This window comes from Amycolatopsis pigmentata, from assembly GCF_042684065.1.
Classification (GTDB): domain Bacteria; phylum Actinomycetota; class Actinomycetes; order Mycobacteriales; family Pseudonocardiaceae; genus Amycolatopsis_E; species Amycolatopsis_E pigmentata.
The window spans coordinates 1-22,547 of record NZ_JBHUKR010000024.1 but is presented as its reverse complement, the minus strand read 5'-3'; the positions used below and the strand labels follow the sequence as shown (position 1 = coordinate 22,547).

At 67.1% G+C, this 22,547-nt stretch carries 16 protein-coding genes and 1 pseudogene; 6 read left to right on the top strand and 11 right to left on the bottom strand.

All coding sequences use genetic code 11. The features are described 5' to 3' along the window. Positions 1–66: 66 nt before the first annotated feature. Positions 67–728, bottom strand: a pseudogene (locus tag ACFSXZ_RS36920) (response regulator). Then, positions 725–1,882: a sensor histidine kinase gene (locus tag ACFSXZ_RS36915; protein ID WP_378270767.1), complete on the bottom strand. Its 1,158-nt coding sequence runs from the start codon at positions 1,880–1,882 to the stop codon at positions 725–727. Before ACFSXZ_RS36915 ends, ACFSXZ_RS36920 begins: the two are co-directional and overlap by 4 nt. Before the next feature lie 174 nt (positions 1,883–2,056). Between ACFSXZ_RS36915 and ACFSXZ_RS36910 the strand changes: the two genes are divergently transcribed. Beyond that, positions 2,057–4,210 carry an MMPL family transporter gene (locus tag ACFSXZ_RS36910; protein WP_378270766.1) on the top strand — a complete coding sequence of 718 codons (2,154 nt, stop codon included), beginning with the start codon at positions 2,057–2,059 and terminating at the stop codon, positions 4,208–4,210. Positions 4,211–4,297: 87 nt separating this feature from the next. Here the strand turns inward: ACFSXZ_RS36910 and ACFSXZ_RS36905 are convergent, their stop codons facing one another. Genes ACFSXZ_RS36905 through ACFSXZ_RS36890 form a run of 4 tightly spaced genes read right to left on the bottom strand, consistent with a single transcriptional unit; the run spans position 4,298 to position 8,340 of the window. Beyond that, positions 4,298–4,981 (bottom strand): response regulator transcription factor, encoded by a 684-nt coding sequence (locus ACFSXZ_RS36905; RefSeq protein WP_378270765.1) that lies wholly within the window; start codon positions 4,979–4,981, stop codon positions 4,298–4,300. Between the two features lie 17 nt (positions 4,982–4,998). Beyond that, positions 4,999–6,357, bottom strand: coding sequence for a sensor histidine kinase (locus tag ACFSXZ_RS36900; protein WP_378270764.1), 1,359 nt, complete (start codon positions 6,355–6,357; stop codon positions 4,999–5,001). 29 nt (positions 6,358–6,386) lie between these two features. Continuing rightward, positions 6,387–7,103, bottom strand: coding sequence for a type 1 glutamine amidotransferase (locus ACFSXZ_RS36895; RefSeq protein WP_378270763.1), 717 nt, complete (start codon positions 7,101–7,103; stop codon positions 6,387–6,389). Further along, a complete protein-coding gene (locus ACFSXZ_RS36890; RefSeq protein ID WP_378270762.1) occupies positions 7,093–8,340 on the bottom strand; it encodes a DUF1727 domain-containing protein in 1,248 nt (415 codons plus the stop codon). The genes ACFSXZ_RS36895 and ACFSXZ_RS36890 overlap by 11 nt, the downstream gene beginning before the upstream one ends. Positions 8,341–8,986: 646 nt before the next feature. Between ACFSXZ_RS36890 and ACFSXZ_RS36885 the strand changes: the two genes are divergently transcribed. Beyond that, positions 8,987–9,592, top strand: coding sequence for a DinB family protein (locus ACFSXZ_RS36885; RefSeq protein WP_378270760.1), 606 nt, complete (start codon positions 8,987–8,989; stop codon positions 9,590–9,592). Here ACFSXZ_RS36885 and ACFSXZ_RS36880 read toward each other — a convergent pair. The 3 genes from ACFSXZ_RS36880 to secA2 form a co-directional block, all read right to left on the bottom strand. Next, positions 9,589–10,128: a methylated-DNA--[protein]-cysteine S-methyltransferase gene (locus ACFSXZ_RS36880; RefSeq protein ID WP_378270759.1), complete on the bottom strand. Its 540-nt coding sequence runs from the start codon at positions 10,126–10,128 to the stop codon at positions 9,589–9,591. The two genes, ACFSXZ_RS36885 and ACFSXZ_RS36880, sit on opposite strands and share 4 nt — an antisense overlap. A gap of 124 nt (positions 10,129–10,252) precedes the next feature. Next, the gene (locus tag ACFSXZ_RS36875) at positions 10,253–11,983 is read right to left on the bottom strand and encodes an NAD+ synthase (protein WP_378270758.1); all 1,731 of its coding nucleotides are present in this window, start codon (positions 11,981–11,983) and stop codon (positions 10,253–10,255) included. Between the two features lie 139 nt (positions 11,984–12,122). Then, positions 12,123–14,450, bottom strand: coding sequence for an accessory Sec system translocase SecA2 (gene secA2, locus ACFSXZ_RS36870; protein WP_378270756.1), 2,328 nt, complete (start codon positions 14,448–14,450; stop codon positions 12,123–12,125). A gap of 68 nt (positions 14,451–14,518) precedes the next feature. On the opposite strand from secA2, the gene ACFSXZ_RS36865 reads away from it, so the two are divergent. Both ACFSXZ_RS36865 and ACFSXZ_RS36860 read left to right on the top strand, forming a co-directional pair. After that, entirely contained in the window at positions 14,519–16,162 is a 1,644-nt protein-coding gene (locus ACFSXZ_RS36865) for an alpha/beta hydrolase (RefSeq protein ID WP_378270755.1), read from the top strand. Positions 16,163–16,184: 22 nt separating this feature from the next. Then, a complete protein-coding gene (locus ACFSXZ_RS36860; protein WP_378270754.1) occupies positions 16,185–17,780 on the top strand; it encodes an alpha/beta hydrolase in 1,596 nt (531 codons plus the stop codon). Between the two features lie 89 nt (positions 17,781–17,869). Here the strand turns inward: ACFSXZ_RS36860 and ACFSXZ_RS36855 are convergent, their stop codons facing one another. Both ACFSXZ_RS36855 and ACFSXZ_RS36850 read right to left on the bottom strand, forming a co-directional pair. Next, positions 17,870–18,553, bottom strand: coding sequence for an LppX_LprAFG lipoprotein (locus ACFSXZ_RS36855; protein WP_378270753.1), 684 nt, complete (start codon positions 18,551–18,553; stop codon positions 17,870–17,872). A gap of 18 nt (positions 18,554–18,571) precedes the next feature. Next, a complete protein-coding gene (locus ACFSXZ_RS36850; RefSeq protein ID WP_378270752.1) occupies positions 18,572–19,525 on the bottom strand; it encodes a GlxA family transcriptional regulator in 954 nt (317 codons plus the stop codon). Between the two features lie 19 nt (positions 19,526–19,544). On the opposite strand from ACFSXZ_RS36850, the gene ACFSXZ_RS36845 reads away from it, so the two are divergent. Both ACFSXZ_RS36845 and glnA read left to right on the top strand, forming a co-directional pair. After that, positions 19,545–20,876, top strand: a complete 1,332-nt coding sequence (locus ACFSXZ_RS36845; protein ID WP_378270751.1) for an MFS transporter — start codon at positions 19,545–19,547, stop codon at positions 20,874–20,876. A gap of 9 nt (positions 20,877–20,885) precedes the next feature. Further along, positions 20,886–22,229 carry a type I glutamate--ammonia ligase gene (glnA, locus tag ACFSXZ_RS36840; protein ID WP_378270749.1) on the top strand — a complete coding sequence of 448 codons (1,344 nt, stop codon included), beginning with the start codon at positions 20,886–20,888 and terminating at the stop codon, positions 22,227–22,229. The last annotated feature ends 318 nt before the right edge of the window (positions 22,230–22,547 follow it).

Here is a 22,547-nt window from a genome sequence, read left to right as displayed (position 1 = left end):
GTGGCTTTACTACGGATGATCCGTAGTAAAGCCACCTTCCTCACAAACCCCCGCATCCGCCACCGATCACGACCCACCGGGCGTCACGAGCCCGGACTCGTACGCGAGCACGACGAGCTGCGCACGGTCGCGGGCGTTCACCTTGGTCATCGTTCGGCTGATATGCGTCTTCACGGTGAGCGGGCTCAGAAACAGCTTCCCCGCGATCTCGTCGTTGGACAGCCCCGCGGCCACCATCGCCAGCACTTCCCGCTCACGTTCGGTGAGCCGGGCCAGCAGATCCGGCCGCATCGGATCGCGGTGCGGCCGGGCCACGATGTCAGCGATCAGTCGCCGCGTGATCCTCGGCGAGAGAAGGGCGTCACCACGGGCCACGACCCGGATGGCTGAACCAGTTCAGCGGGTTCGGTGTCCTTGACCAGGAATCCACTCGCTCCGGCCTGGAGCGCCTGGTACACATACTCATCGGCGTCGAAAGTGGTCAGGATCAGTACGCGTACCCCGGCCAGATCTTCGTCGGCCGCGATGATCCGCGTCGCCTCCAGACCGTCGACGCCGGGCATCCGGATGTCCATCAGCACCACGTCCGCCCGCCCCCGGCGCGCCGCTTCGACGGCCTCACGGCCATCCGTGGCCTCACCGACGATCTCGATGTCGTCGGACGCCAGCAACACGCGGAAGCCGGCGCGGATGAGTGCCTGGTCGTCGGCCAGCACCACCCGGATCATGCCGGGATCCTGGCGCGGACGCGGAAGCCACCGTCCGGTCCTGGGCCGGCGTCAAGGCTTCCGCCGACTGCCGCGGCTCGTTCGGCCATGCCGCGCAGTCCGTGTCCGGAGCCGTTGAACGGCATGGCAGGCCCGGTATCGGTCACGTCGATGTCGAGGCGGTCGTCGCCGAAGCGCAGCATGATCGTCGCCGTCGCGGTACCCGCGTGGCGGATCGTGTTGGTCAGCGATTCCTGGACGATCCGGTACGCCGCGAGCTCGGCCGCGGGCAGCAGCGGACGCCGGTCGCCGATGATGCGCAGCGTGGTCGGCAGACCGGCCCGGCACGTCGCGGTCACCAGAGCGTCGAGCTGCGCGAGGCCGGGGGCCGGCTGCGTGGGCTCGGCTTCGTCGCACTGTCTCAACACGGTGAGAATGGCCCGCAACTCGCGCAATCCCTCCTTGCTCGCGGACTTGATGAACCGCAGCGCTTCGGCAGCCTGGGCCGGTTGCTCGTCGAGTACGTGACCGGCCGCCGCGGCCTGGACATTGATCGTCGCCATCGTGTGTGCCACGACATCGTGCAGTTCACGGGCGATCCGTAACCGCTCGGCGTCGACCTGCCGTTTCGCTTCCTCTTCACGGGTCCTCTCGGCGTGCTCGGCGCGCGCGATGACTTCGGCCACGTACGCGCGGCGGTTCGCCACGGCGAGTCCGAGGAACACGGACGCCGCGATCACGAACGGAGCCACCGTGCTCGTTCCGCCCCCCAGACGGTACGGGCCGAACAGAGCCGACGTGCCGACCAGCGAGCCGATCGTCGCAGCGGTGTAGAAGGCCGTACGGCGAAGGGTTCCTTCGGCGGCGATCGTGTACAGAGCGATCACCGGAGCGATGAGTGCGGCACCGTTCACGTAGCCCATCACCGTGTAGGTCAGCACGGCGACGAGGGAAAGCCAGAACACCGGGACTGGCCACCGCCGCCGCCGGATCAGGACCAGTCCGGCGAATACGACCAGAAGGTACGCGGCGGGCGGCGGCACGGCGTCGGGCGGAATTCGGTCCGACGGGTCCATCGGATAGCTCTCGCCGATCGCGCCGAGCAGAAGCAAGGCGGTCACCAGCACCGCGGACACAGCGTCGGTCACGGGTGTCGGCAACCGCCACATTCTCATGGACCGAGCGTAAAGCCGGAAAAGCCGGAGGTCCTCCTCCAGCGGATGTACTTCCCCGGGAGTACGCCGGTCCTGGCGAGACTGCTTCAGGAGCAGACGGATTGCCTCCCCACGTGCGACGACCCAGCAGGCCTTGGCAGCAACGCTGGCAGGGCATCACACACGGAGGTCCACATGTCCGTCATCACGAGATTCGTGTTGAACCACAAGCTGTTCGTACTCGCGTTCTGGCTGGCGCTCGCGGTGGCCGGAGCCTTCGCCGCCGGTCCCGCGGCGGCGCGGTTGACCACCAGCTTCGCCATGCCTGGTCCGGCCACTCAAGCCGACCAGGCGATCGCTGAGCGCTATCACGTGGGTGTCACGGACCCGGTGGTTCCGGTCGTCACGCTTCCGGCCGGCCAGACCGTCACCAGTCCGGGCATCACCACCGAACTCACCCGCGTTTTCTCGGCCGTCAACCGGACCGTTCCGGGTGCACGGGTGGTCGATTACGCCTCGACGAGCGACCCGGCCTTCATCACGAAGGACGGCAGGAGCACCTTCGCCCTGGTGACGATCCCGCGGTTCAACCCGATGGCGGGAACGAACGCGCCGGAAGAGATCGGGCGTGCGGTTCGGGCCGCGGCACCGCCCGGCTGGCAGGTCGGTGTCACCGGTATCCAGGCACTCGGTGACTCACAACCGCGGAGCGGAGGCGTGGACGTGCTGGCCGAATCGATGCTCGGCGCGCTCGGCGCTCTGGTGGTCCTGGTCTACGTCTTCGCGAGTTTTCTCGCCATGCTTCCGTTGCTCATCGCGGGGATCTCGATTTTGACGACGTTTCTTACTGTTTTCGGTCTTACCCAGGTCACCGGTATCAGTCAGATCGTCCAGTTCCTCATCGGGCTGATCGGCCTGGGCGTGGCGATCGACTATTCGTTGCTTGTCGTCACACGCTGGCGTGAGGAACGTGCGCACGGTCGCGACAACCGTGCCGCGGTCGAAGCCGCGATGGATTCCGCCGGCCGAGCGGTGGTGTTTTCCGGCGTGACCGTCGCCATCGGGCTGCTGGCCCTGGTGGTGCTGCCCGTACCGTTCCTGCGTAGCGCGGGCCTCGGCGGAGTGCTCATTCCGCTGATATCGGTGGTCGTCGCGATCACGCTGCTTCCGGTACTCCTCGACACCGTCGGGCCGCGTCTGGATTGGCCGCGCGTCCGCGACGAGAACACCGCCAGCCGCGGGTGGACGGCATGGGCGAGAATCACCTTTCGCCGCAAGGGTTTGGCGGCGTCGATCGGAATCGTGGTGCTGGCACTGCTGATGATTCCGGCGTTGTCGCTGCACGTCGGCGAACCACGCACGAGCTCACTCGCCCAGTCCGGCCCGGCCCACGACGCCCTGACGATCTTGACCGCCGGGGGAGTGCCCAGTGGTGTGCTCACGCCGATTGTCGTACTCACCGATGGCGGGCAGGCGGGGACCGTTGCCCATCGGCTGTCAGGTTTGCCGGGGGTGGACGGCGCGGTCGCGCCGGCCGCGGGCGGCAACCGGGCGGCGGGCACAGCGCTGGTCACGGTGCTGCCGAAGGAAGAAACGTCGATGCCCAGCGGTCAGGACACGGTGCGCGCGGTCCGTGCCGCGGCCGACGGCGAGGCGGCGATCCTCGGAGTGGACGGTTCGGGCGCGTCGACGATCGACTTCGTCCACGGCGTCTACGGCAGCTTCCCGCTCATGCTTTCCCTCATCGCGCTGGCGACTTTCCTGCTGCTGGCTCGTGCCTTCCGGTCATTGCTGCTCGCGGCCAAGGCCGTCGTGCTGAACCTGGCTTCGCTCGGTGCCGCCTACGGCGTGATGGTGTTGATCTGGCAGTTCGGCTACGGCTCCGTGACGGTCTGGGGCATTCCCGCGACCGGTTCGATCACCATGTGGGTGCCGATCATGGTGTTCGCGTTCCTGTTCGGGCTGTCGATGGATTACGAGGTGTTCATACTGGCCCGGATGCGCGAGGCGTTCGACACCACGCGTGCCACCGGCGCGGCGGTGGTCGAGGGTATCGGGCGCACCGGCAAGCTGGTGAGCAGCGCGGCTCTGATCCTCGTGCTGTCGTTCCTCGCGATGTCCACCGCGCCGCAGACCGACCTCAAGATCCTCGCCACCGGTCTCGGCGCGGGCATCCTGGTCGACGCGACCGTGATCCGGTGCCTGCTGGTGCCCGCGCTGGTCGGGTTGTTCGGAAAATTCAACTGGTGGCTGCCCGGTTGGGCGGCGAAGATCCTCCGCACGAAACCCTCCCTGCTACCCGCCGTCCCCACCACGCACCCACCCCACCCAGCCACCACCTCCAGCTAGCTGTATTGGCCCGTGGGTTGTGGAGGAAGGAGTGTTTACTACGGAACATCCGTAGTAAACACTCCTTCCTCCACCAAAAAGCAGCCGCTAGGCCCCGGCCCCGGAGGCTGAGAGCCGGTACCCGACCCCTCGCAGCGTCTCGATCGTGTGCTTGCCGAACGGCGTGTCGATCTTCCTGCGCAGGTACCCGATGTAGACCTCGACGACGTTCTCGTCGCCCTCGTAGTGCGCGTCCCACACGTGGGTCAGGATGTCGTTCTTGGTCAGCGCTTCTCCACGCCGCCGCAGCAGGTACTCCAGCAGACCGAACTCCCGCGCGGTCAACTCGATCTCCGTTTGACCTCTGTGGACGGTGCGGGCGGCGGGATCCAGCCGCAGGTCGCCCGCGGTCAGCACGGCAGGCCGCGCCGGCGCGCCACGCCGCAGCAGAGCCCGTAGCCGGGCGAGGAGGACCACGTACGAAAACGGTTTCGTGAGGTAGTCGTCGGCGCCCAGGTCGAACGCGTCCGCCTCGTCGTATTCGCCGTCCTTCGCGGTGAGCATCAGCACGGGTGTCCAGCGCTCTGTGGCGCGAAGCCTTTTCAGCACCTCGTATCCGGACATTTCGGGCAGCATGATGTCCAGCACGATCACGTCGTAGGTCTGCTCGGTGGCGGCCCACAGCCCTTCGGGCCCGGTATGCGCCAAATCGACACTGAAGCCCTCGGCGATCAGTCCTCGGCGCAGAGTTTCCGCGAACGGCCGTTCGTCCTCGACCACGAGCACACGCATGCTCCCAGGATCCCTGGTCACTCGGCACCGTCCGCGATGGGGAGCTCCAATCGGAAACGGGCGCCTGGGTACTGTGGGTCCTCGGCGTCGACACAGCTGGCCTGGCCGCCGTGCCGCAGCGCGATACCGGCCACGATCGACAGTCCGAGGCCCACCGCGCCACCTACTCGCCGCTCGCGTGAATCGTCGAGCCGGACGAACCTTTCGAAGACGCGGAGTCGCTCGGCGACGGGCACCCCAGGCCCGTCGTCCGCGACTTCCAGCACGGCCATCCCCTCGACGGTGCTGGTGGCCACCCGGATGCGGCTGCGCGCGTAGTCGCGCGCGTTGTCCACCAGGTTGCGGATCGCCCGCCGCAGTTGCTCGGGGTTGCCGCGTACCTTCGCCGGCAGAGCGCGGATCTCGACATCGAGATCCGCCGTACGGATCCGTTCGCCCTCGGCCCGCGCGAGATCGTCCAGGTCGACTTCCTTCCACGTCGGGGTGTCCGTGGTGTCGTCGGTGCGTGCCAGCACCAGCAGGTCGTCGACGAGTTCCCGCAACCGCGCCACCTCTTGCGAAACGATGTCGACCAGCTCGTCGCGGCTCATCGTTTCCGGATGGTGCGCGGTGACTTCCAGTGCCGTGGTGATCGTGGACAGGGGGGAGCGCAGCTCGTGGCTGGCATCCGAGACGAACCGCCGTTGTGCCTCCTGAGCGGAAGCCAATCGGTCCAGCATGCCGTTGAGCGTGGCGGCGAGCCGGTAGACCTCGTCCTTGCCGGGTGGTAGTGGCACCCGGAGGGTGACCTCACGGGCGGGGATCTCGGCCACCGTCCGCCGCATCCGTTCCACCGGGCGCAGAGTCGAGCCGACCGCGCGATGCACCGCGAGCGCCGCGATCACCAGCAGGGGCAAGGACGCCAACGCCAGGAGCAAGGTCAGCCGGATGGAGGCGGCACTCACCGGATCGAGGGAACGGGCGGAGATCACGATGAAGGAAGCGCCCCGCGCTCGCACGCCGACCGAGACCAGACGGAAGGACTGCTCGTTGCCACTGACCGACAACGGGACGGTCTCCACGATCTCCCGGCCCGGGGCCGGGCGCGCCGTGGTCAGCGCGTCGCGGCCCGCGATCACCGGGTCGCTCGCGATGGGAAACCCCGCACCGTCCAGCACCTGGATCACGGCAGCCGTGTCCCCGGTGCTCGCCACGTCGTTGTCACTGAGGTTCGAGGGACCCTGGCGCACGAGCTGAGTCGCGATCTGGCGGGCGGTACCGCGGGCACTGTCCGTGGTCGTCTTGTCCAGCGACCAGTTCAGCAGGACGACCACGCCCGCCTCGGCGACCACCAGCGCCAGCGCCAGCACGACCACCGCGACCGCCGTGGCGCGCATCCGGACTCCCGCGCGGGACTTCATGGGTCCTAACGGGTCCGACGGCGTGCCAGTCGTTCTTGCCTGAGGATTTCCACCTCCGGGACCTCCAGCGGCGGCAGCGGGTACCCGACCGTCCAGCCGAGCACCAGGTCGGCCAGCTCCGGATTGCGGGCGAGCACCGGTCCGTGCAGGTAGGTGGCCAGCACGTGCCCCTTGACCGCGCCCTCGGTCTGATCACCGTTGCCGTTGCCGCGCACAACCTGCCCGAGCGGCTCGCTGTCCCCGCCGACCATGGTGACGCCCTGGTGGTTCTCGAAACCGGTCACCGGCTCCGAGCCGAACCGTGCGTCCGGCTGCACCACGACCTCGCCGATTGAACGGCGCTGACCCGGTTTCGTGGTGACATCGAGCAGTTCGAGACCACTGTGCTCGACTCCATCCGAGGTGGTGAAGGAGCGGCCCAGTACCTGCAAGCCCGCGCACACGCCGAACACGACCGCGCCGCGCGCGGCCGCGACCCGCAGGCCGCGGTCCTCTCGAAGGTAATCGGCGGCCAATGCCTGTGCGTCGTCCTCGCCGCCACCCATCACGTAGAGGTCGAGAGACGACGGAGTCGGCTCACCAAGCCGGACCGGGAGCACGGTGGCATCGATGCCACGCCACTGCAACCGCTTGCAGAGAACGGTGGCATTGCCTGAGTCGCCATAGGTACCCAGTACGTCGGGCAGGATCAGGCCGATCTCGATCTTTGATTCAGTGGGCATCGGCCAGCCTGACGTTGACTTCCCGGAAGGCGGTGTAGTTGGCGATCAGCTCCACCGGGCCTTGGTCCAGTGAAGCGACGGCTCGCAGTGGATCCGGCTGCGAGACGGAATCCACTTCGGCGTAGCGGAGCCGGACCGCGAGATCGGCGGAACGTTCTCCGGTGGCGATCACCCGGCGACCGCGCAGTTTTTCGAACGGCACGTCCCACAGCCAGGACAGATCCCGGCCGTCGGCCTCCCGGGCATTGACGGCGATCACGACCGGTTGATCGGGTTCGAGCATCATCAGCGTTTCGGACCACCCGGCGGGGTTCTTGGCCAGCAGCACGCGCACGGCATGCCCCGTGTAGGGCACCCGCTGGTACCGGCCGGCGACTGCGGTGATCGAGCGAATCCGCTCGACCGCCTGGGACAGGGGAACGCCCACGGATGTGGCGGCAGCCAGCGCGAGCGCGGCGTTCACGGCGTTCACCCGTCCCGGCAGGCTGAGTTCCAGCTGTTCGGGTGGGTTGTCGGGTCCGGTCAGATAGTCGCCGTCGAGAACCCAGTCGGGCGTCGGGCGCGCGAGCCCGCAGACACAGTCCCACTCCATCTTGTCCTGGGGATGGTGCCGGACGGCGCGGCCGCAACGAGGGCAGGCGACCGAATCGTCGCGCCAGCTCTGTCCCGTACTGACCCACACAGGATGATTTCCCGCGCCCGCCGCCGAAGCGACCAACACGTCGTCACAGTTCGCGACGACCGCGGTGTCGGAGAGCCGGGCGATGCCCGCGCGCAAATCGCGTTCGATCTTGCGGACCTCGCCCACCCGGTCGAGTTGGTCGCGGCTGAGGTTGAGCAGCACCAGGGCGGCCGGGCTGACCCTCTCGGCGACCCACGGCACGTAGGTCTCGTCGACTTCGAGCACCGCGAACCGGGCGTCGAGGTTCGCCATCAGCGCGGCGAGTACCCCGTCGGGCATGTTCGCGCCGTCCCCGTTCGAGGCCACGGGCGCCAGCGCCTCGATCGCGCGCCTGAGCATGAGGGTGGTCGTCGTCTTGCCGTTCGTACCCGTCACCAGAAGCACCGTGCGGCCGCGAGAGAGGCGCTCCAGTGCGTGCGGATCGAGTTTGAGCGCGATACGGCCGCCGATCATGCCGCCGCTCCCGCGTCCGGTCCACCGGGAGACGGCCGCCGCGGTGCGGGCGGCCGCGATCGCGAAGCGTGTTCGCAACGGCAGGTCACTCGTCACCAGCATGGCGCATAGAGTGCGAGAAGCAAGCTGTGAGGACCCTGAGAATGTGACTTTGAGTTGCCTGATTGGGCCGGGCGACGGACCTTCGCCGCGGAGTGCACCGCTTCGCGCACGCGCTGACATGACCCAACCGGCCCCGGCGCTTCGGCTGCGATCCAAGCACAGGTTCTGACCTGGTGCAACGGCGAGGTGATGATCACCCGTAACCTGGCGGCTACGGTGTGGCGTCGGGTTTTCGCCGGGAACCCCGACCGTAACCGCACTGGGCAGTCCGCTATTATCCCGCACTTTCATCGCAGCGTCGGTGCTTGCGTGCCACGGGGCGGGTTGCCCGGGCAGGACGCACCATCGTGGACGCGGCACGAGCGGACGAGCGAAGCGGAATCGAGTGCGTGACACGATGATTTCGTCGGCCACGTCCGGTCTTCCACCGATCCCCGAACCCGTCAATTCACCGAATCGGCTTTGGGCGCCACGGTACCGAGACGGCGTGCTGCTAACGGGGCTTCGTCCGGGGCCGGCGCGGTGCACGGTTCGAACGATCTCATCCGCGCGCGGCAACGCCTTCTCGCCGCGACCGTCACCGGCCGTCGCGGAATTGTCGGTACCCGATGTGACCATGTCCTCACCCCGAGAGAGGAGTCCTGTCATGAACAACCATGTTCCCCCGGTCGCCGACGAGCGTGAGGGTTTGCTGGCGTTCCTGGCCCAGCAGCGCCGCGTGCTGCGCAACGCCGTGCATGGCCTGACCGACGAGCAGGCGCGCCTGGTGCCCACGGAGAGTGCTCTGAGCGTCGGCGGGCTGATCAAACACGTCGCCCATGCCGAAAAGGGGTGGATGGACACCATCCTCCGGCGTGACGTGCGGGGCACGATGGCGGAGCGCGAAGCACGGCACCTCGCCCAGTTCCACCTGGCCCCCGACGAAACCGTCGCGGATGTGTTGTCCTTCTACGCCGAGGTCGCCCGCGAGACCGAAGAGATCATCGCCGGCATCCCCGACCTCGGCAGGCCGGTCCCGGTCCCGAAAGGCGTGCCGTGGTTTCCGTCCGATGTGGACGCATGGTCGGTGCGATGGGTGCTCTTCCACCTCATCGAGGAAACCGCACGCCACGCCGGACACGCGGACATCATCCGGGAACACGTCGACGGCGCGACTGCGTTCGCGCTGATGGCCGCGGTCGAGGGCTGGCCGGAGACACCGTGGCTGAAGCCGTGGAAACCGCCCGGTACGACAGCGGCACACCGTCATTAGAACAGGGTGGGCTCCACGGTCGGTACGCCCTCGATGAGCAGCATCCTCCGCTTGGTCTCGACACCACCCGGTGCGGAAAAACCGGTGAGCTTGCCGCCCGCGCCGAGCACTCGGTGACAGGGGACGACTATAGGGAACGGATTGCTGCCCATGGCCCGTCCGACGGCCTGCGCCGACCCCGGCATATCCAGCCGGTTCGCGATTTCGCCGTAGGTGACCGTTCGGCCCGGCGGGATCGTGCGCGCGATGTCATAGACACGACGATGAAACTCGGGGACTCCGTCGAGATCGAGTTCGATGTCGGCGAGGCTCCGGGGCTCACCACGCAGCAGGGCGACAATGTCCTCGATGCCCTGCCGGATCGCCCGAGGCGGCTCGAGCTCGCCCGCTTCCGGGAACTTGGAGCGGAGCCGACCGCGGGTGATCGCCGCGCTGCGGTCCGGCAGTCTTACGCTGACCACGCCGTGCTCGCCCCACGCGATGCCGCAATGGCCGATCGCGGTCTCGAACACGGCGAAGCCTTGAGCCGTCGTCACGCAGTCGATTCTCCTGGATCGCGCCGCAACCGTCACCTCCCGGTTCCACACTCACCCGCTGCCGAAGTGGAGCAAGGGACGTTCACTACGGACTATCCGTAGGAAACATCCCTTGCTCCGGTTTTCAGTGCTGTTGCCCCTCGCGCCATCCGCTGGTGATCGGCAGTCGGCGATCACGCCCGAACGCCTTGAAAGTGATCTTCGTGCCGATCGGGTACTGACGCCGCTTGTACTCCGCCCGGTCCACCATGCGGATCACCCGGTCGATCGTTTCGGCCTCGAAGCCGGCCGCGAGCAGGTCCTCGTAACCGCGGTCGCCTTCGACGTAGTCATCGAGAATGTCGTCGAGCAACGCATAAGGGGGCAGCGAATCGGTGTCCAACTGTCCGGGACGCAGCTCGGCCGAAGGCGGTTTGATGATCGAGTTCTCCGGGATCGGCGGCACCTCGCCGCGCTTCTCCGCCTCGGCGTTGCGCCACCGCGCGAGGGCCCACACGTGTGTTTTGAACACGTCCTTGATCGGGGCGAAGCCGCCGACCGCGTCGCCATAGATCGTCGAGTACCCCACCGCCAGCTCCGTCTTGTTGCCGGTGGCGAGGACCAGATGACCCTCCAGGTTCGACAATGCCATCAGCAGCATGCCCCGGGCCCGCGCCTGGATGTTCTCTTCGGCCAGGCCAGTGCCGCCGAGGTTCAGCTGCTTGACGTAGACGTCGACCATGTCCGCGACCGGCTCGACGCGCAGGTGGCATCCCAGGCGCCGGGCCAGTTCGGCCGCGTCCGACCGCGAGTGTTCCGACGAGTACTTCGAAGGCATCGACACGCCGTAGACGCCATCGGCCCCGAGCGCGTCCACGGCGAGCGCCGCGGCGACGGCGGAGTCGATGCCGCCGGAGAAACCGAAGATCACCGACCTGAAGCCGTTCTTGTGCACGTAGTCGCGCAGGCCCACGACGAGTGCCGACCACACTTCGGCTTCCTCGGAGAGCGGCTCGCTGATCGGGGGCTCGCTCAATGGCTCGTAGGCCGGCGCCGGGTCCGTGCTCGCGACGCGGCGGCGAACCTGGAGCCCTTCGAATTCACCTTCCGCGGCCTGCCCGCTCCCCGGCAGGTCGAAATCGACCACCAGGAGGTGCTCGGTGAACTGCGGTGCCCTGCCGAGCAGTTCCCCATCTTCGTCGACCACGATCGAGTCGCCGTCGAAGACGAGGTCGTCCTGGCCGCCCACCAGGTTCGTATAGACGATCGGCGCCCCCGCTTCGGCCGCACGCCGAGCCACGAGCGGGAGCCGGATGTCATCCTTCGAGCGCTCGTAAGGTGAAGCGTTCGGTGACACGACCAGATCGACCCCGGCCCTGCCGAGCGCCGATACCGGACCGCCTTCCTGCCAGATGTCCTCGCAGATCACCATCCCGATCTCGAGTCCGCGAAAGGCCACGACGTCGAGGGTTTCGCCGGCCTTGTACCAGCGATGTTCATCGAAGACCCCGTAGTTGGGGAGGTGGTGCTTGTACTGGCGGGCGACCACCTTGCCCTGGTAGAGGGCGGCGGCGGCATCGCGAGGGCCGACCTGGTCCCGGTCGAGGTATCCCACATAGGTCAGGATGTCGCCGCACCCCGCTTCTGACAGCCTCAGGGCCAGGTCGTCGACCGCCTGCCGTGAAGCCTGGGCGAAGGTCTCCCGGAGCGAAAGGTCTTCAACCGGATACCCGGTCAGTGACATCTCGGGGAAGACCACGACGTGCGCCCCGGCATCGGCGGCCTTGCGTACCCAGTCGACGGCCGACCGTGCGTTGCCCGAAATGTCTCCGACGGTCGAGTTGACCTGCGCGAGCGCGACTCTCAGCTGCGGCATAGCCACATTGTCACCCCACACGTCGCCTCCGACGACACAATGTGCCGAACCCCGCGCCCGCCCCGGAACCGGAGGAAGGGGCGTTTACTACGGATAGTCCGTAGTAAACGCCCCTTCCTCCACGAAAAGACCGGGCGGTTCAGTCCTTCTTGCGGCGCATCAGGCTCCGCACCTGCTTCAGCGTCTGCTCGAAGTCCGAGTCGAACGGGTTGTCGTGCACGAGGTAGGTCCATGTCGAGGTCGGCCGGCGCACTCCTGACGCGGCGAGGTTGATGCCGTCCGAGCTGATCTCGGCATCGTCGAGCGTCTTGACCGACCGCTCCTCGACCTCCGGAATGATCTTGTGGAACGCCGGGATCGCGGTCCGGTGGAACTCGTCGAGCGGTGTTTCCCGCGCGAGCGCCCGCAGATGGATGCTTTCGCGCACGTCGGTGAGGAATGCCAGGTGATCCGACCACAGCTCGTCCAGGTGATACAACATGATTTCCCGGCACACCTGCACCAACGTGTCCTTCTCCAACGCCTCGGCGAGCTCGGCGTAGCGGTCCGCCGAAGCCTTTTCCAGCGTCTCGGCCGCCAGTTCCGAGCGCAGCAGCTTGCTCCGGTGATCGAGCAGTTCGCGGCGTTGATGCTCGATCAGCCGGGTGTAGCGCCAGGTGTTGCGATGGACCTCCAGATGCACACCTTCGGCCACTCGCTGCGCGTGGTTGATCTGCCGCTGCGCGGCCGGGTCGCTGATCTCCCCGGTCTCGTCGTCGGCCTCGATTCCCTCCGGCACGTCCGGCGCGTGTGCCAGGACCAGTTCGTCGTTCAGACTGGCGAAGAAGACCGCACTGCCCGGGTCGCCCTGCCGGCCGGACCGTCCGCGGAGCTGCCCGTCGAGCCGGCTGCTGGGATAGCGCGCGGTGCCGATCACGTGCAGGCCGCCCAGTTCGGCGACACGCTCGCGGTCCTTGCCGTCGGCCCCGCCCAGCCGGATGTCGGTGCCCCGCCCGGCCATCTGGGTCGACACGGTCACCGCACCGTAGGTGCCGGCCTCGGCGATGATCGCGGCTTCTTCCGCGTCGTTACGGGCGTTGAGTACGACACACGGCAAATCGACCTTGGCGAGCTTCTCGGCCAGCTCCTCGGATTCGGCGACATCCTGGGTCCCGACGAGGATCGGTCGCCCGGTCTCGTGCACGCTGCGGATCTCGGCCTGGATGGCTCGCAACTTCTGGGACGGCGACGCGAAGATCCGGTCCGGCTGGTCCTCGCGAACGTTCGGCTTGTTGGGCGGGATGACCGCCACCTCCAGCCGGTAGAACTCGCGCAGTTGCTCGGCGACCGCCACCGCGGTACCCGTCATGCCGGCGACCTGCGGATAGCGGGCCAGCAAAGCCTGGACCGTGATCGAATCGAGGATCTCCCCGCGGTCGGTCGCGGGCAGCTGCTCCTTGGCTTCGACGGCGGCCTGCAACCCGTCCGGCCAGCGTTGCAGTTCGGCGACGCGACCCCGGGACGCGTTGATCAGCTGGACTTTGCCGTCCCGGACCAGGTAGTCGACATCGCGGGTCAGCAGCGCATGGGCATGCAACGCCACATTCACCGCCGCGAGCCGGTCCGACCCCGAATCCCCATAGAGGTCGATGCCACCCAGCGCCTTTTCCACCACGGAGGCACCGGCCGAGGTCAGCCAGGCGTTCCGGCCGTCCGAGTCGGTCTCGTAGTGCAGTCCCAGCCGGAGCCGGCGTACGACGTTGGCGACCTCCACGTCCGCGACGGCAGCGTCCACCGAACCGGCCATGACCAACGGCACCCGGGCCTCGTCCACCAGTACCGAGTCCGCTTCGTCCACGATCGCGACTTCGGGCTCCGGCTGCACGACGTCCTCCGGCCGTGTGACAAGCCGGTCACGCAGGACGTCGAAGCCTATTTCGCTGACCGCGCCGTAAGTGACCTCCGCGGCGTAGGCAGCCCGTCGTTCCTCGCGGGTGAGCGCGGGCTCCACCCAGTTGGCGGAAACACCGAGCAGCCGATAGAGCGGCCCCATCCACTCGGCGTCACGACGTGCCAGATAGTCGTTGACCGAAATGACGTGCACTCGCTTGCCCTGAAGGGCATATCCGGCCGCCGCGAGCGCGCCGGCCATGGTCTTTCCCTCGCCGGTCTCCATCTGCACCACGTGGCCCGCCAGCAGTCCCAGGGTGCCGAGCAACTGCACGTCGAAGGTGCGTTCGCCGAGCGCACGGCGTGCGGCCTCACGGCCGAGCGCACAGAGTTCGACCAGCTCGTCGTCACCGAACTGCGGGTGCTCCCTGAGCTTGGCGGTCCGCTCGGTCAGCTCGGCGTCGGTGAGCTTCTCGACGTCGGGCTCGAGCTCCCCGACGGCCGGGAGAAGGGCTTCGTACCGAGTCAGCTCGATGCTGGCCGGACGCTCGATGAGGCGGCGAAGCCGCTTGCCCATCCGGCTGATCAGTGCTGGCACCCCTGGTCTCCTGTCTTGTGTCCGGTAACTCACACCAACGTGCCACACCTGATGCCACAGTGGTGCATATGTGCTCCCTGCCAGGATGGCACGATCACGCGGTGCCCCTCGTCAAACGAACCGCTCGGGTAGCCGTTTTGTCCTGTGTCGTCCTACTGGCGTCGGTGGCCGCGTGCTCCCCGCAACAGCCGGCGACCGGGCACCAGCAGACTTCGATCGAGTCGAAGGGACCAACCGGCCCGGTGCCGGCAGGTTTGGAGAAGTTCTACTCGCAGCCCCTGGCCTGGGGTGACTGCGCCCCTTACGCGAAGTCTCAGGACGCCCAGTCCGCCTTCAGCGGCGAAGGACTGGACTGTGCCCGGCTGACGGTTCCGTTGGACTACTCGAAACCGCAGGGTGACACGATTACTCTCGGCCTTCTACGCCACAGGGCGACGGACTCCGGCGCCCGCGTGGGAGCCCTCGTGATCAATCCGGGTGGTCCCGGCGCGTCGGGTATGGAACAGGTTGCCGGGTTGTCCGGGCAACTTTCACAGAGTGAGGTCAGGCGGCGTTTCGACCTGGTCGGCTTCGATCCCCGGGGCATCGGGGCCAGTGAGCCCCAGGTCCACTGCCTGACCGATGCCGAACGGGACACCGAGCGCGCCGAAGACCTCGACACCGACGGCTCGCCCGTCGGCGTGGCCAAACGAGAGGCGGAAGCCAAGGACTTCGCCGTCAAATGTGCGCAACGGACGGGGCATGGGGCGGCGATGCTGGAGAATCTGGGCACTCGCGACGTGGCCAAGGACATGGACGTGCTGCGGTCAGTGCTGGGCGAGCGGAAACTGACCTATCTCGGCTATTCCTACGGCACCCGGCTCGGCTACACCTATGCCGAGCAGTTCCCGGACAACGTCCGGGCGATGGTGCTGGACGGGGCGCTCGATCCCAACCAGGACGAACTGGACTCGATGGTCGAGCAGGGTGCCGGGTTCGAGAAAGCCTTCACCCAGTTCGCGGCATGGTGCGCGCCGCGCCAGGACTGCGCGCTCGGCAGTAACCCCGCCGCGGCGAGCGCGATGGTCCAGAACCTGGTTCGTCCCTTGATCAGTCACCCGGTCGACGTAGGCGACGGGCGAAAGCTCACCTTCGACGACGCGACGCTCGGAGCCATCCAGGCGCTCTACACACAGCAGCTCTGGCAACCACTCAACGCCGGTTTGAACCAGCTGAAGCGTGGCCGTGGTACGAGTCTCATGGCGCTGGCCGACGAATACAACGAGCGCGACAATCGTGGGCACTACTCGAACACGCAAGACGCCTTCACATCGGTGCGCTGTGTGGACGACCCGCCGGTGACGGACAAAACGAAGATCCTCAACGCGCAAACCCGCTACGACCAGGTGGCGCCGTTCCTCGACGATGGCCGGCCGAACGGAGCGGCGCTGGATTCGTGTGCGTACTGGCCCGTGCCGAACACCTCGAAACCGCACGAGCCGAAGGCCAGCGGCGTGCCACCCGTTCTGGTGATTTCGACCACTAATGATCCAGCTACTCCCTACCAGGCCGGAGTGAACCTCGCGAAGGCGATGAACGGTGCACTCCTGACCTTCGAGGGCACCCAGCACACGGTTTTCCTGCAGGGCAACCAGTGCGTTGACGACGTGGGCGCCGCCTACTTGATCAACGGCACGCTTCCGGCGGCCGGACAACGTTGTGCCAGTGGGTGATCGCGCTGGCACGATGTGACCGATGCTCGCCGAACCGGACCGCCGACCGCTGAAGGGCAGGAAGGGGCGTTTACTACGGACTATCGGTAGTAAACGTTCATTGCTCCACTACGCAGGCGTCGCTCTGCTCATCGGCACATTGACGACGTGCACCACGACGCACGAGCCGCAACATCCGGCGCCATCGCCCGTCGCGGATGCCCACGTCCTCGACCGTTTCTACGAACAGAAGCTCTCGTGGGGTGACTGCGCGCCTTACGCGACGGATAGCCAGAGCAGCGAGGCGTTCCGCGCGACAGGGATCGAGTGCGCCAGGCTGACCGTCCCCCTGGACTATTCACGACCGCACGGTGACACTATCTCCGTCGGCGTCCTGCGCTACAAGGCGCTCGATCCGGTGAATCGGATCGGCTCGTTGGTGATGGACCCCGGGGGCCCTGGCGAGTCGGGCATGGAGGCGGCGGCGCGCCTGGTGAACACCGTCTCCAGCGACGCGATCGGGCTGCGCTTCGACCTGGTGGGGTTCGACCCACGCGGCATCGGTGCCAGCGAACCCCGGATCCGGTGCCTGACCGATGCCGAATGGGACTCAGAGCGCGCGAGCGGCGATTTTGGTGACTTCGCGGCGAAGTGTGCGGAGCGCACGGACCACGGCACCGAGATGCTGGCGAACGTAGGCACCCGGGACGTCGTCAAGGATCTGGATGTGCTCCGCGTCGTGATCGGCGACGAAAAGCTGAGCTATCTCGGCTATTCGTACGGCACCCAGATCGGTTACCGCTATGCGGAGGCATTTCCCCGGAACGTCCGGGCGTTGCTGCTCGACGGCGCGGTCGATCCCACCGAGTCGGAGCCGGATTCGTTGATCGCACAGGGACAGGGCTTCAATCGTGCGTTCGCCTTGTTCGCGAAGGAGTGCGCGCGCCACACCGGCTGCGCACTCGGCTCGGACCCAGCGCGGGCGACCGGTGTTTTCGAAAATCTGGTCCGGCCGCTGAAGACCGTTCCGGCGGCGACAGGGGACAGGCGCAAGCTGTCCTTCGACGACGCGATCACCGCTGTCGTCGAAGCCATGTACTCCGAGCAGTCGTGGCCCGTGCTGAACACGGCATTGGGTCTGCTGGGGTCCGGCGACGGGAGTGTGCTTCTCCGGCTCGCCGACCGGTATTACGAACGTGGACCGGACGGGCATTACTCGTCCCTTCAGGACGGGTACTACGCGGTTCGGTGCGTCGACAACCCCCGCGCGACCGATCCGGCGGCGATCGACGCGGCCCGCCGGCGGGCTAACGACATGGCACCGTTTCTCGGTGACGGGCGTCCGGATCGCGCCGAACTGGATATCTGCGCTTCGTGGCCGGTCCCCGGCACCTCACATCCGCACCGACCGTTCGTGCCGGGCCTCGCACCGCCGCTCGTCATCTCAGGGACCGACGACCCAGTGACGTCTCACCAGGCCGGTGTCAACCTCGCGTCGGCGTTGGGCGGCGGACTCCTCACCTTCGACGGCGCTCAGCACACCGCCTTCCTGCACGGCAACCAGTGCGTCGACATCGCGGCGCTCGCCTATCTCGTCGACGGCACCATGCCCGCCCCGGGCACCCACTGCGCCCCCTGACGCCCGCCTGCGCTCGTTGGGGAGGAAGGAATGTTTACTACGGATAGTCCGTAGTAAACATTCCTTCCTCCCCAACCACCGCCCCCGCCTCACCCCGAGGCAACCGTGCTCATCGGCGCGTTCACGTCGGACAACCCGAGTTCCAACATGACCGCGCCTTCGTTCGGTTGCCGAGGCGGCACCTGCATCCACACCCGCACCAGCTCACGCGGTTCGCTCTGGGTCACCCAGAACTTGACGTCCACGTCAGCCTGAATCGCCGGCACCACACTCGACACGACAGACCGCGCGAGTTCGCCGGTGATCCGGTAGGTCTGCACTCCCTTGACGTCCTCGCGGGTCTCCGTCTTCAACTCCGTGGCTCCACTGAGCAGCCGTGGCAAGCCCCGCGACGGATCGAGCAGCACGTCAGGGCCGTAGGGCTCCGGAACCGGGCGTTGTGTCCGGTTGCCGTGCTCGTCGGTCAGGTACAACGCCCGCCCGTCGACGAGGAACGTCATCTGCATCCGAGTCGTCCCCTGCTGCACATCGGCATGCCCGTAAGCCGGACCATCCCGCCCGGCCTGCCCGTCGACCTCACGGACGTCGAGCCCCGGAATCGTGCCGCTCACGTTCAATTCGTACCGCACGGTGCGGATGGCGTCGAAGCTCGCCGCCGCGGCGGAAAGGAGGTCACTCCCGCCAGGTAGGGGGCCACTGGCGTCGGGGGAAGATTCGCAGCCACTCACCAGCGCGAAGGTCAGCAGGAAAACACCAGCGGTGCGGCTGAGCATGTCGCTAACGGTAGCCGGTCAGGACCGCGAGAAGGTGCGGCGGTAGGCCAGCGGTGCGACGCCGATCGCGGCTTGCATGTGCTGCCGCAACGACGCGGCGGTACCTAACCCGGCCTCGGCGGCCACGCGGTCGATCGGCAGGTCGGTGGTCTCGAGCAGGTGTCGCGCGTGGAGCACCCGTTGCTGGTTCAGCCAAGCACGGGCGGACAGCCCCGTCTCGGCCCGGAACCGCCGGCTGAAGGTCCGCACGCTCATTCGTGCGTGCCCGGCCAGCGTCGCCAGGTCGAGTGGTTCGTCCAGTCGTTCCAGCGCCCAGGCCCGTGTCTTCGCCGTACTTCCGTCGCCAGGCTCCGGCAGCGGCCGGTCGATGAACTGCGACTGGCCACCGTCTCGCCAGGGCGGCACGACACAGTAGCGCGCCGCGTGGTTGGCGACAGCGCTGCCGTGATCGGCTCTGACGACGTGAAGACACAGATCGACTCCGGCGGCGAGGCCCGCCGAGGTCAGCACCTTCCCGTCGTCCACGAAGAGCACGTTCTCGTCCAGGTCGACCCGTGGGTAAAGCTTCCGGAAGGTGGCGGCATGGGCCCAATGCGTTGTCGCCCGCCTTCCATCCAGGATGCCGGCGGCGGCGAGGACGAATGCCCCGGTGCAGATCGACATGATTCGGGCGTGCGGAGGAATGAGCGCGAGCGCATCCGCCAAGGGCCCCGGCAAGGTCCCGTTCCGGCGCGGCCCATGAACCCGCGTTCCCGGGATGATCACGGTGTCCGCATCGGCCAGCGCTTCCGGCCCGTGGTCGAACTTCGCCGTGTAGCCGAAACTGGCCCGCACCGGGCGATCGTCGACGCCGCAGATCCGCACATCGTAGAGCGGCCGTCCGTCATGAGAGGCCGACGAGAAGACCAGCGGCGGGATGTTGAGGTCGAAGCCGACCACTTCCTCGATGGCCAGGACGACGACTCGATGCATGGCCGGATTCTTGCACATAATGGCGCTCCGGCCACTCGAATGCCTGCCGGAGATCGATCAAGCTGATCCGGTGACCCGACTGAAAACGATTCACAGAGCCTGGTTCGTCGCTTTCGCCGCTTTCGTGGCCCTGGTCGGCGCCGCGGGTTTCCGTTCCGCGCCGGGAGTGCTCATAGAGCCACTGCACGCCGAGTTCGGTTGGTCGCGAGGCACGATCTCGGCCGCGGTGTCGATCAACCTCGTCCTTTACGGCCTGATTTCACCGTTCGCCGCCGCGCTGATGGAGCGGCTGGGAATGCGCCGGGTGGTCGCCGGCGCCCTCGTGCTGGTCGCCGCCGGCAGCGGGTTGACCGTGATCATGACGGAGAGCTGGCAGCTTCTGCTGTGCTGGGGTGTGTTGGTCGGGGCCGGTACCGGCTCGATGGCCCTGGCCTTCGTCGCGACGGTGACCGGACGCTGGTTCGTCCGGCATCGCGGCCTGGTGAGCGGAGTGCTGACCGCCGCCGGAGCGGCGGGACAACTGGTCTTCCTGCCACTCGTCGCCGCGCTCGCCGCCACGAGCGGGTGGCGGTCGGCCTCCCTGGTCATCGCGGGAGTGGCCCTCGCGGTCGTGCCGGTGGCCTTGCTTCTACTGCGTGATCACCCCGCGGACGTGGGTACGACACCGTTTGGCGCGGCGGGACCGGAACCCAGGCCGGAACCGGTTCGGGGTACGGCGCGACGCGCGCTGACAGTTCTTGCCTCCGCAGGCCGCACCGGTGCGTTCTGGCTCCTGGCGGGCGGTTTCGCGATCTGTGGCGCATCGACGAACGGCCTGGTCGGAACCCATTTCGTGCCCGCGGCTCACGACCACGGGATGCCGGCCACGACTGCCGCCTCGCTGCTCGCCTTGGTCGGACTGTTCGACGTGGCGGGCACGATCGCTTCCGGATGGCTGACCGACAAGATGAACCCTCGCCACCTCCTCGGCGCGTACTACCTCCTGCGCGGCGGGTCGCTGATCCTGCTCCCACACCTGTTCGCGCCGACGACCGAACCGCCGATGTGGGCGTTCATCATCTTCTACGGACTCGATTGGGTGGCTACGGTGCCTCCCACCGTTGCCCTTTGTCGCGAGCGGTTCGGTCTCAGTGGCCCCATCGTCTTCGGCTGGGTGTTCGCCTCGCACCAGATCGGTGCCTCGGTGGCGGCGGTGGGGGCCGGCCTTATCCACGACCACATGGGCAGCTACGACCTCGCCTGGTATCTCGCAGGTGGGCTGTGCGCCTTCGCGGCGGCCATGTCGATGTCGATTCCCGCCTACACGACGGCGAAGGAGGCCGGAAACATGGTGTTAACACGGCGAGCATAGGGTTCGGACATGGATCGCCAGCAGGAGTTCGTGCTGCGCACGCTGGAAGAACGTGACATCCGGTTCGTCCGGCTCTGGTTCACCGATGTCCTGGGATTCCTCAAGTCGGTGGCGGTGGCGCCGGCCGAACTCGAGGGTGCCTTCAACGACGGCATCGGGTTCGACGGATCGGCCATCGAAGGTTTCGCGCGGGTCTACGAGTCGGACATGGTCGCCAAGCCCGATCCCGGAACGTTCCAGGTGCTGCCCTGGGAAACCCCCGAGGGGGGCCACTACTCCGCCCGGATGTTCTGCGATATCGCGATGCCCGACGGGTCACCGTCCTGGGCGGATCCACGCCATGTGTTGCGCCGCCAGCTGTCCAAGGCGAGTGAGGCGGGCTTCACCTGTTACGTCCACCCGGAGATCGAGTTCTTCCTGCTTTCGAGCCTGCCTGAGGACGGCCGGGAGCCCGAGCCGGCCGACAACGGCGGGTACTTCGACCAAGCCAGCCACGCCACCGCCACGCACTTCCGGCGTCACGCGATCGAGACCCTCGAGGCGATGGGAATCTCGGTCGAGTTCAGTCATCACGAAGGCGCGCCGGGCCAGCAGGAGATCGATCTCCGCTACGCCGACGCGCTGACCATGGCCGACAACGTGATGACCTTCCGCTATGTGATCAAGGAGGTCGCGCTGACGCAGGGGGTGCGGGCGACGTTCATGCCCAAGCCCTTCACCGCCCAGCCCGGCTCCGGGATGCATACGCACGTGTCCCTGTTCGAGGGCGACCGTAACGCTTTCCACAATCCGGAGGAACCGTACGAGTTGTCCGAAACGGGCAAGGCCTTCGTGGCCGGTGTGCTTTACCACGCGCGGGAGATCTCGGCGGTCACCAACCAGTGGGTGAATTCGTACAAGCGGCTCATCAGTGGCGGAGAGGCTCCCACGACCGTCTCCTGGGGCCGGGCCAACCGCTCCGCACTGGTCAGGGTGCCGAACTACTCACCCGGTAAGGCGTCGTCGCGGCGGGTGGAGATTCGCACGATCGACTCTGCCTGCAACCCCTATCTCGCCTATTCGGTGGTCCTGGCGGCCGGCCTGAAAGGGATCGAGAAGGGATACGAGCTGCCTCCGCCCGCGGAGGACAACATCTGGTCCCTGAGCGACGCCGAGCGGAAGGCGGCGGGTTACGAGCAGTTGCCACAGAACCTCGGCGAGGCGCTGTCGGAGATGGAGCGTTCAGAGCTGCTCCCGGAGGCGCTCGGCGAGCACGTCTACGACTTCTTCCTTCGCAACAAGCGAGTCGAGTGGGACAACTACCGGAGCGCGGTGACCCCGTACGAGCTGCGCACCTTGCTACCGGTGCTCTGACCTGCGGTTTTCACGAACAGGGGACCCCCTGTTCCGGGGTGGTTCCGCCCCGTGTAATCTTTTCTTCGTCGCCAGGGACACCGGGCCGACGGGGTGAAAACCTCCGAGGTCAGGTTTCGGGCCGGGTGGTGTTGACACCACGAGCCGAACCGAGTAACGTTCCGCGATGGCCCTGGGGAGGGTCGGCCAACTACCACTACAAACAAGTAGGGGTACGGGCTTCCCTTCTTCAGGACATGAACTTCAGAAGCAGCTTGGCTGCGTGTTGTTTGAGAACTCAACAGTGTGCTAGTGAACTATAGCCAGTAGAGCTTTGTT

Excerpts from the sequence above, each read along its gene's own strand:
- ACFSXZ_RS36910 (WP_378270766.1), top strand. The coding sequence starts at position 2,057 with ATGTCCGTCATCACGAGATTCGTGTTGAACCACAAGCTGTTCGTACTC.
- ACFSXZ_RS36845 (WP_378270751.1), top strand. The coding sequence starts at position 19,545 with ATGGCGCTCCGGCCACTCGAATGCCTGCCGGAGATCGATCAAGCTGAT.
- ACFSXZ_RS36865 (WP_378270755.1), top strand. The coding sequence starts at position 14,519 with ATGTGCTCCCTGCCAGGATGGCACGATCACGCGGTGCCCCTCGTCAAA.
- ACFSXZ_RS36885 (WP_378270760.1), top strand. The coding sequence starts at position 8,987 with ATGAACAACCATGTTCCCCCGGTCGCCGACGAGCGTGAGGGTTTGCTG.
- glnA (WP_378270749.1), top strand. The coding sequence starts at position 20,886 with ATGGATCGCCAGCAGGAGTTCGTGCTGCGCACGCTGGAAGAACGTGAC.
- ACFSXZ_RS36905 (WP_378270765.1), bottom strand. The coding sequence starts at position 4,981 with ATGCGTGTGCTCGTGGTCGAGGACGAACGGCCGTTCGCGGAAACTCTG.
- ACFSXZ_RS36860 (WP_378270754.1), top strand. The coding sequence starts at position 16,185 with ATGCTCGCCGAACCGGACCGCCGACCGCTGAAGGGCAGGAAGGGGCGT.
- ACFSXZ_RS36850 (WP_378270752.1), bottom strand. The coding sequence starts at position 19,525 with ATGCATCGAGTCGTCGTCCTGGCCATCGAGGAAGTGGTCGGCTTCGAC.
- ACFSXZ_RS36915 (WP_378270767.1), bottom strand. The coding sequence starts at position 1,882 with ATGAGAATGTGGCGGTTGCCGACACCCGTGACCGACGCTGTGTCCGCG.
- ACFSXZ_RS36875 (WP_378270758.1), bottom strand. The coding sequence starts at position 11,983 with ATGCCGCAGCTGAGAGTCGCGCTCGCGCAGGTCAACTCGACCGTCGGA.
- ACFSXZ_RS36855 (WP_378270753.1), bottom strand. The coding sequence starts at position 18,553 with ATGCTCAGCCGCACCGCTGGTGTTTTCCTGCTGACCTTCGCGCTGGTG.
- ACFSXZ_RS36895 (WP_378270763.1), bottom strand. The coding sequence starts at position 7,103 with ATGCCCACTGAATCAAAGATCGAGATCGGCCTGATCCTGCCCGACGTA.
- ACFSXZ_RS36900 (WP_378270764.1), bottom strand. The coding sequence starts at position 6,357 with ATGCGCGCCACGGCGGTCGCGGTGGTCGTGCTGGCGCTGGCGCTGGTG.
- ACFSXZ_RS36890 (WP_378270762.1), bottom strand. The coding sequence starts at position 8,340 with ATGCTGGTGACGAGTGACCTGCCGTTGCGAACACGCTTCGCGATCGCG.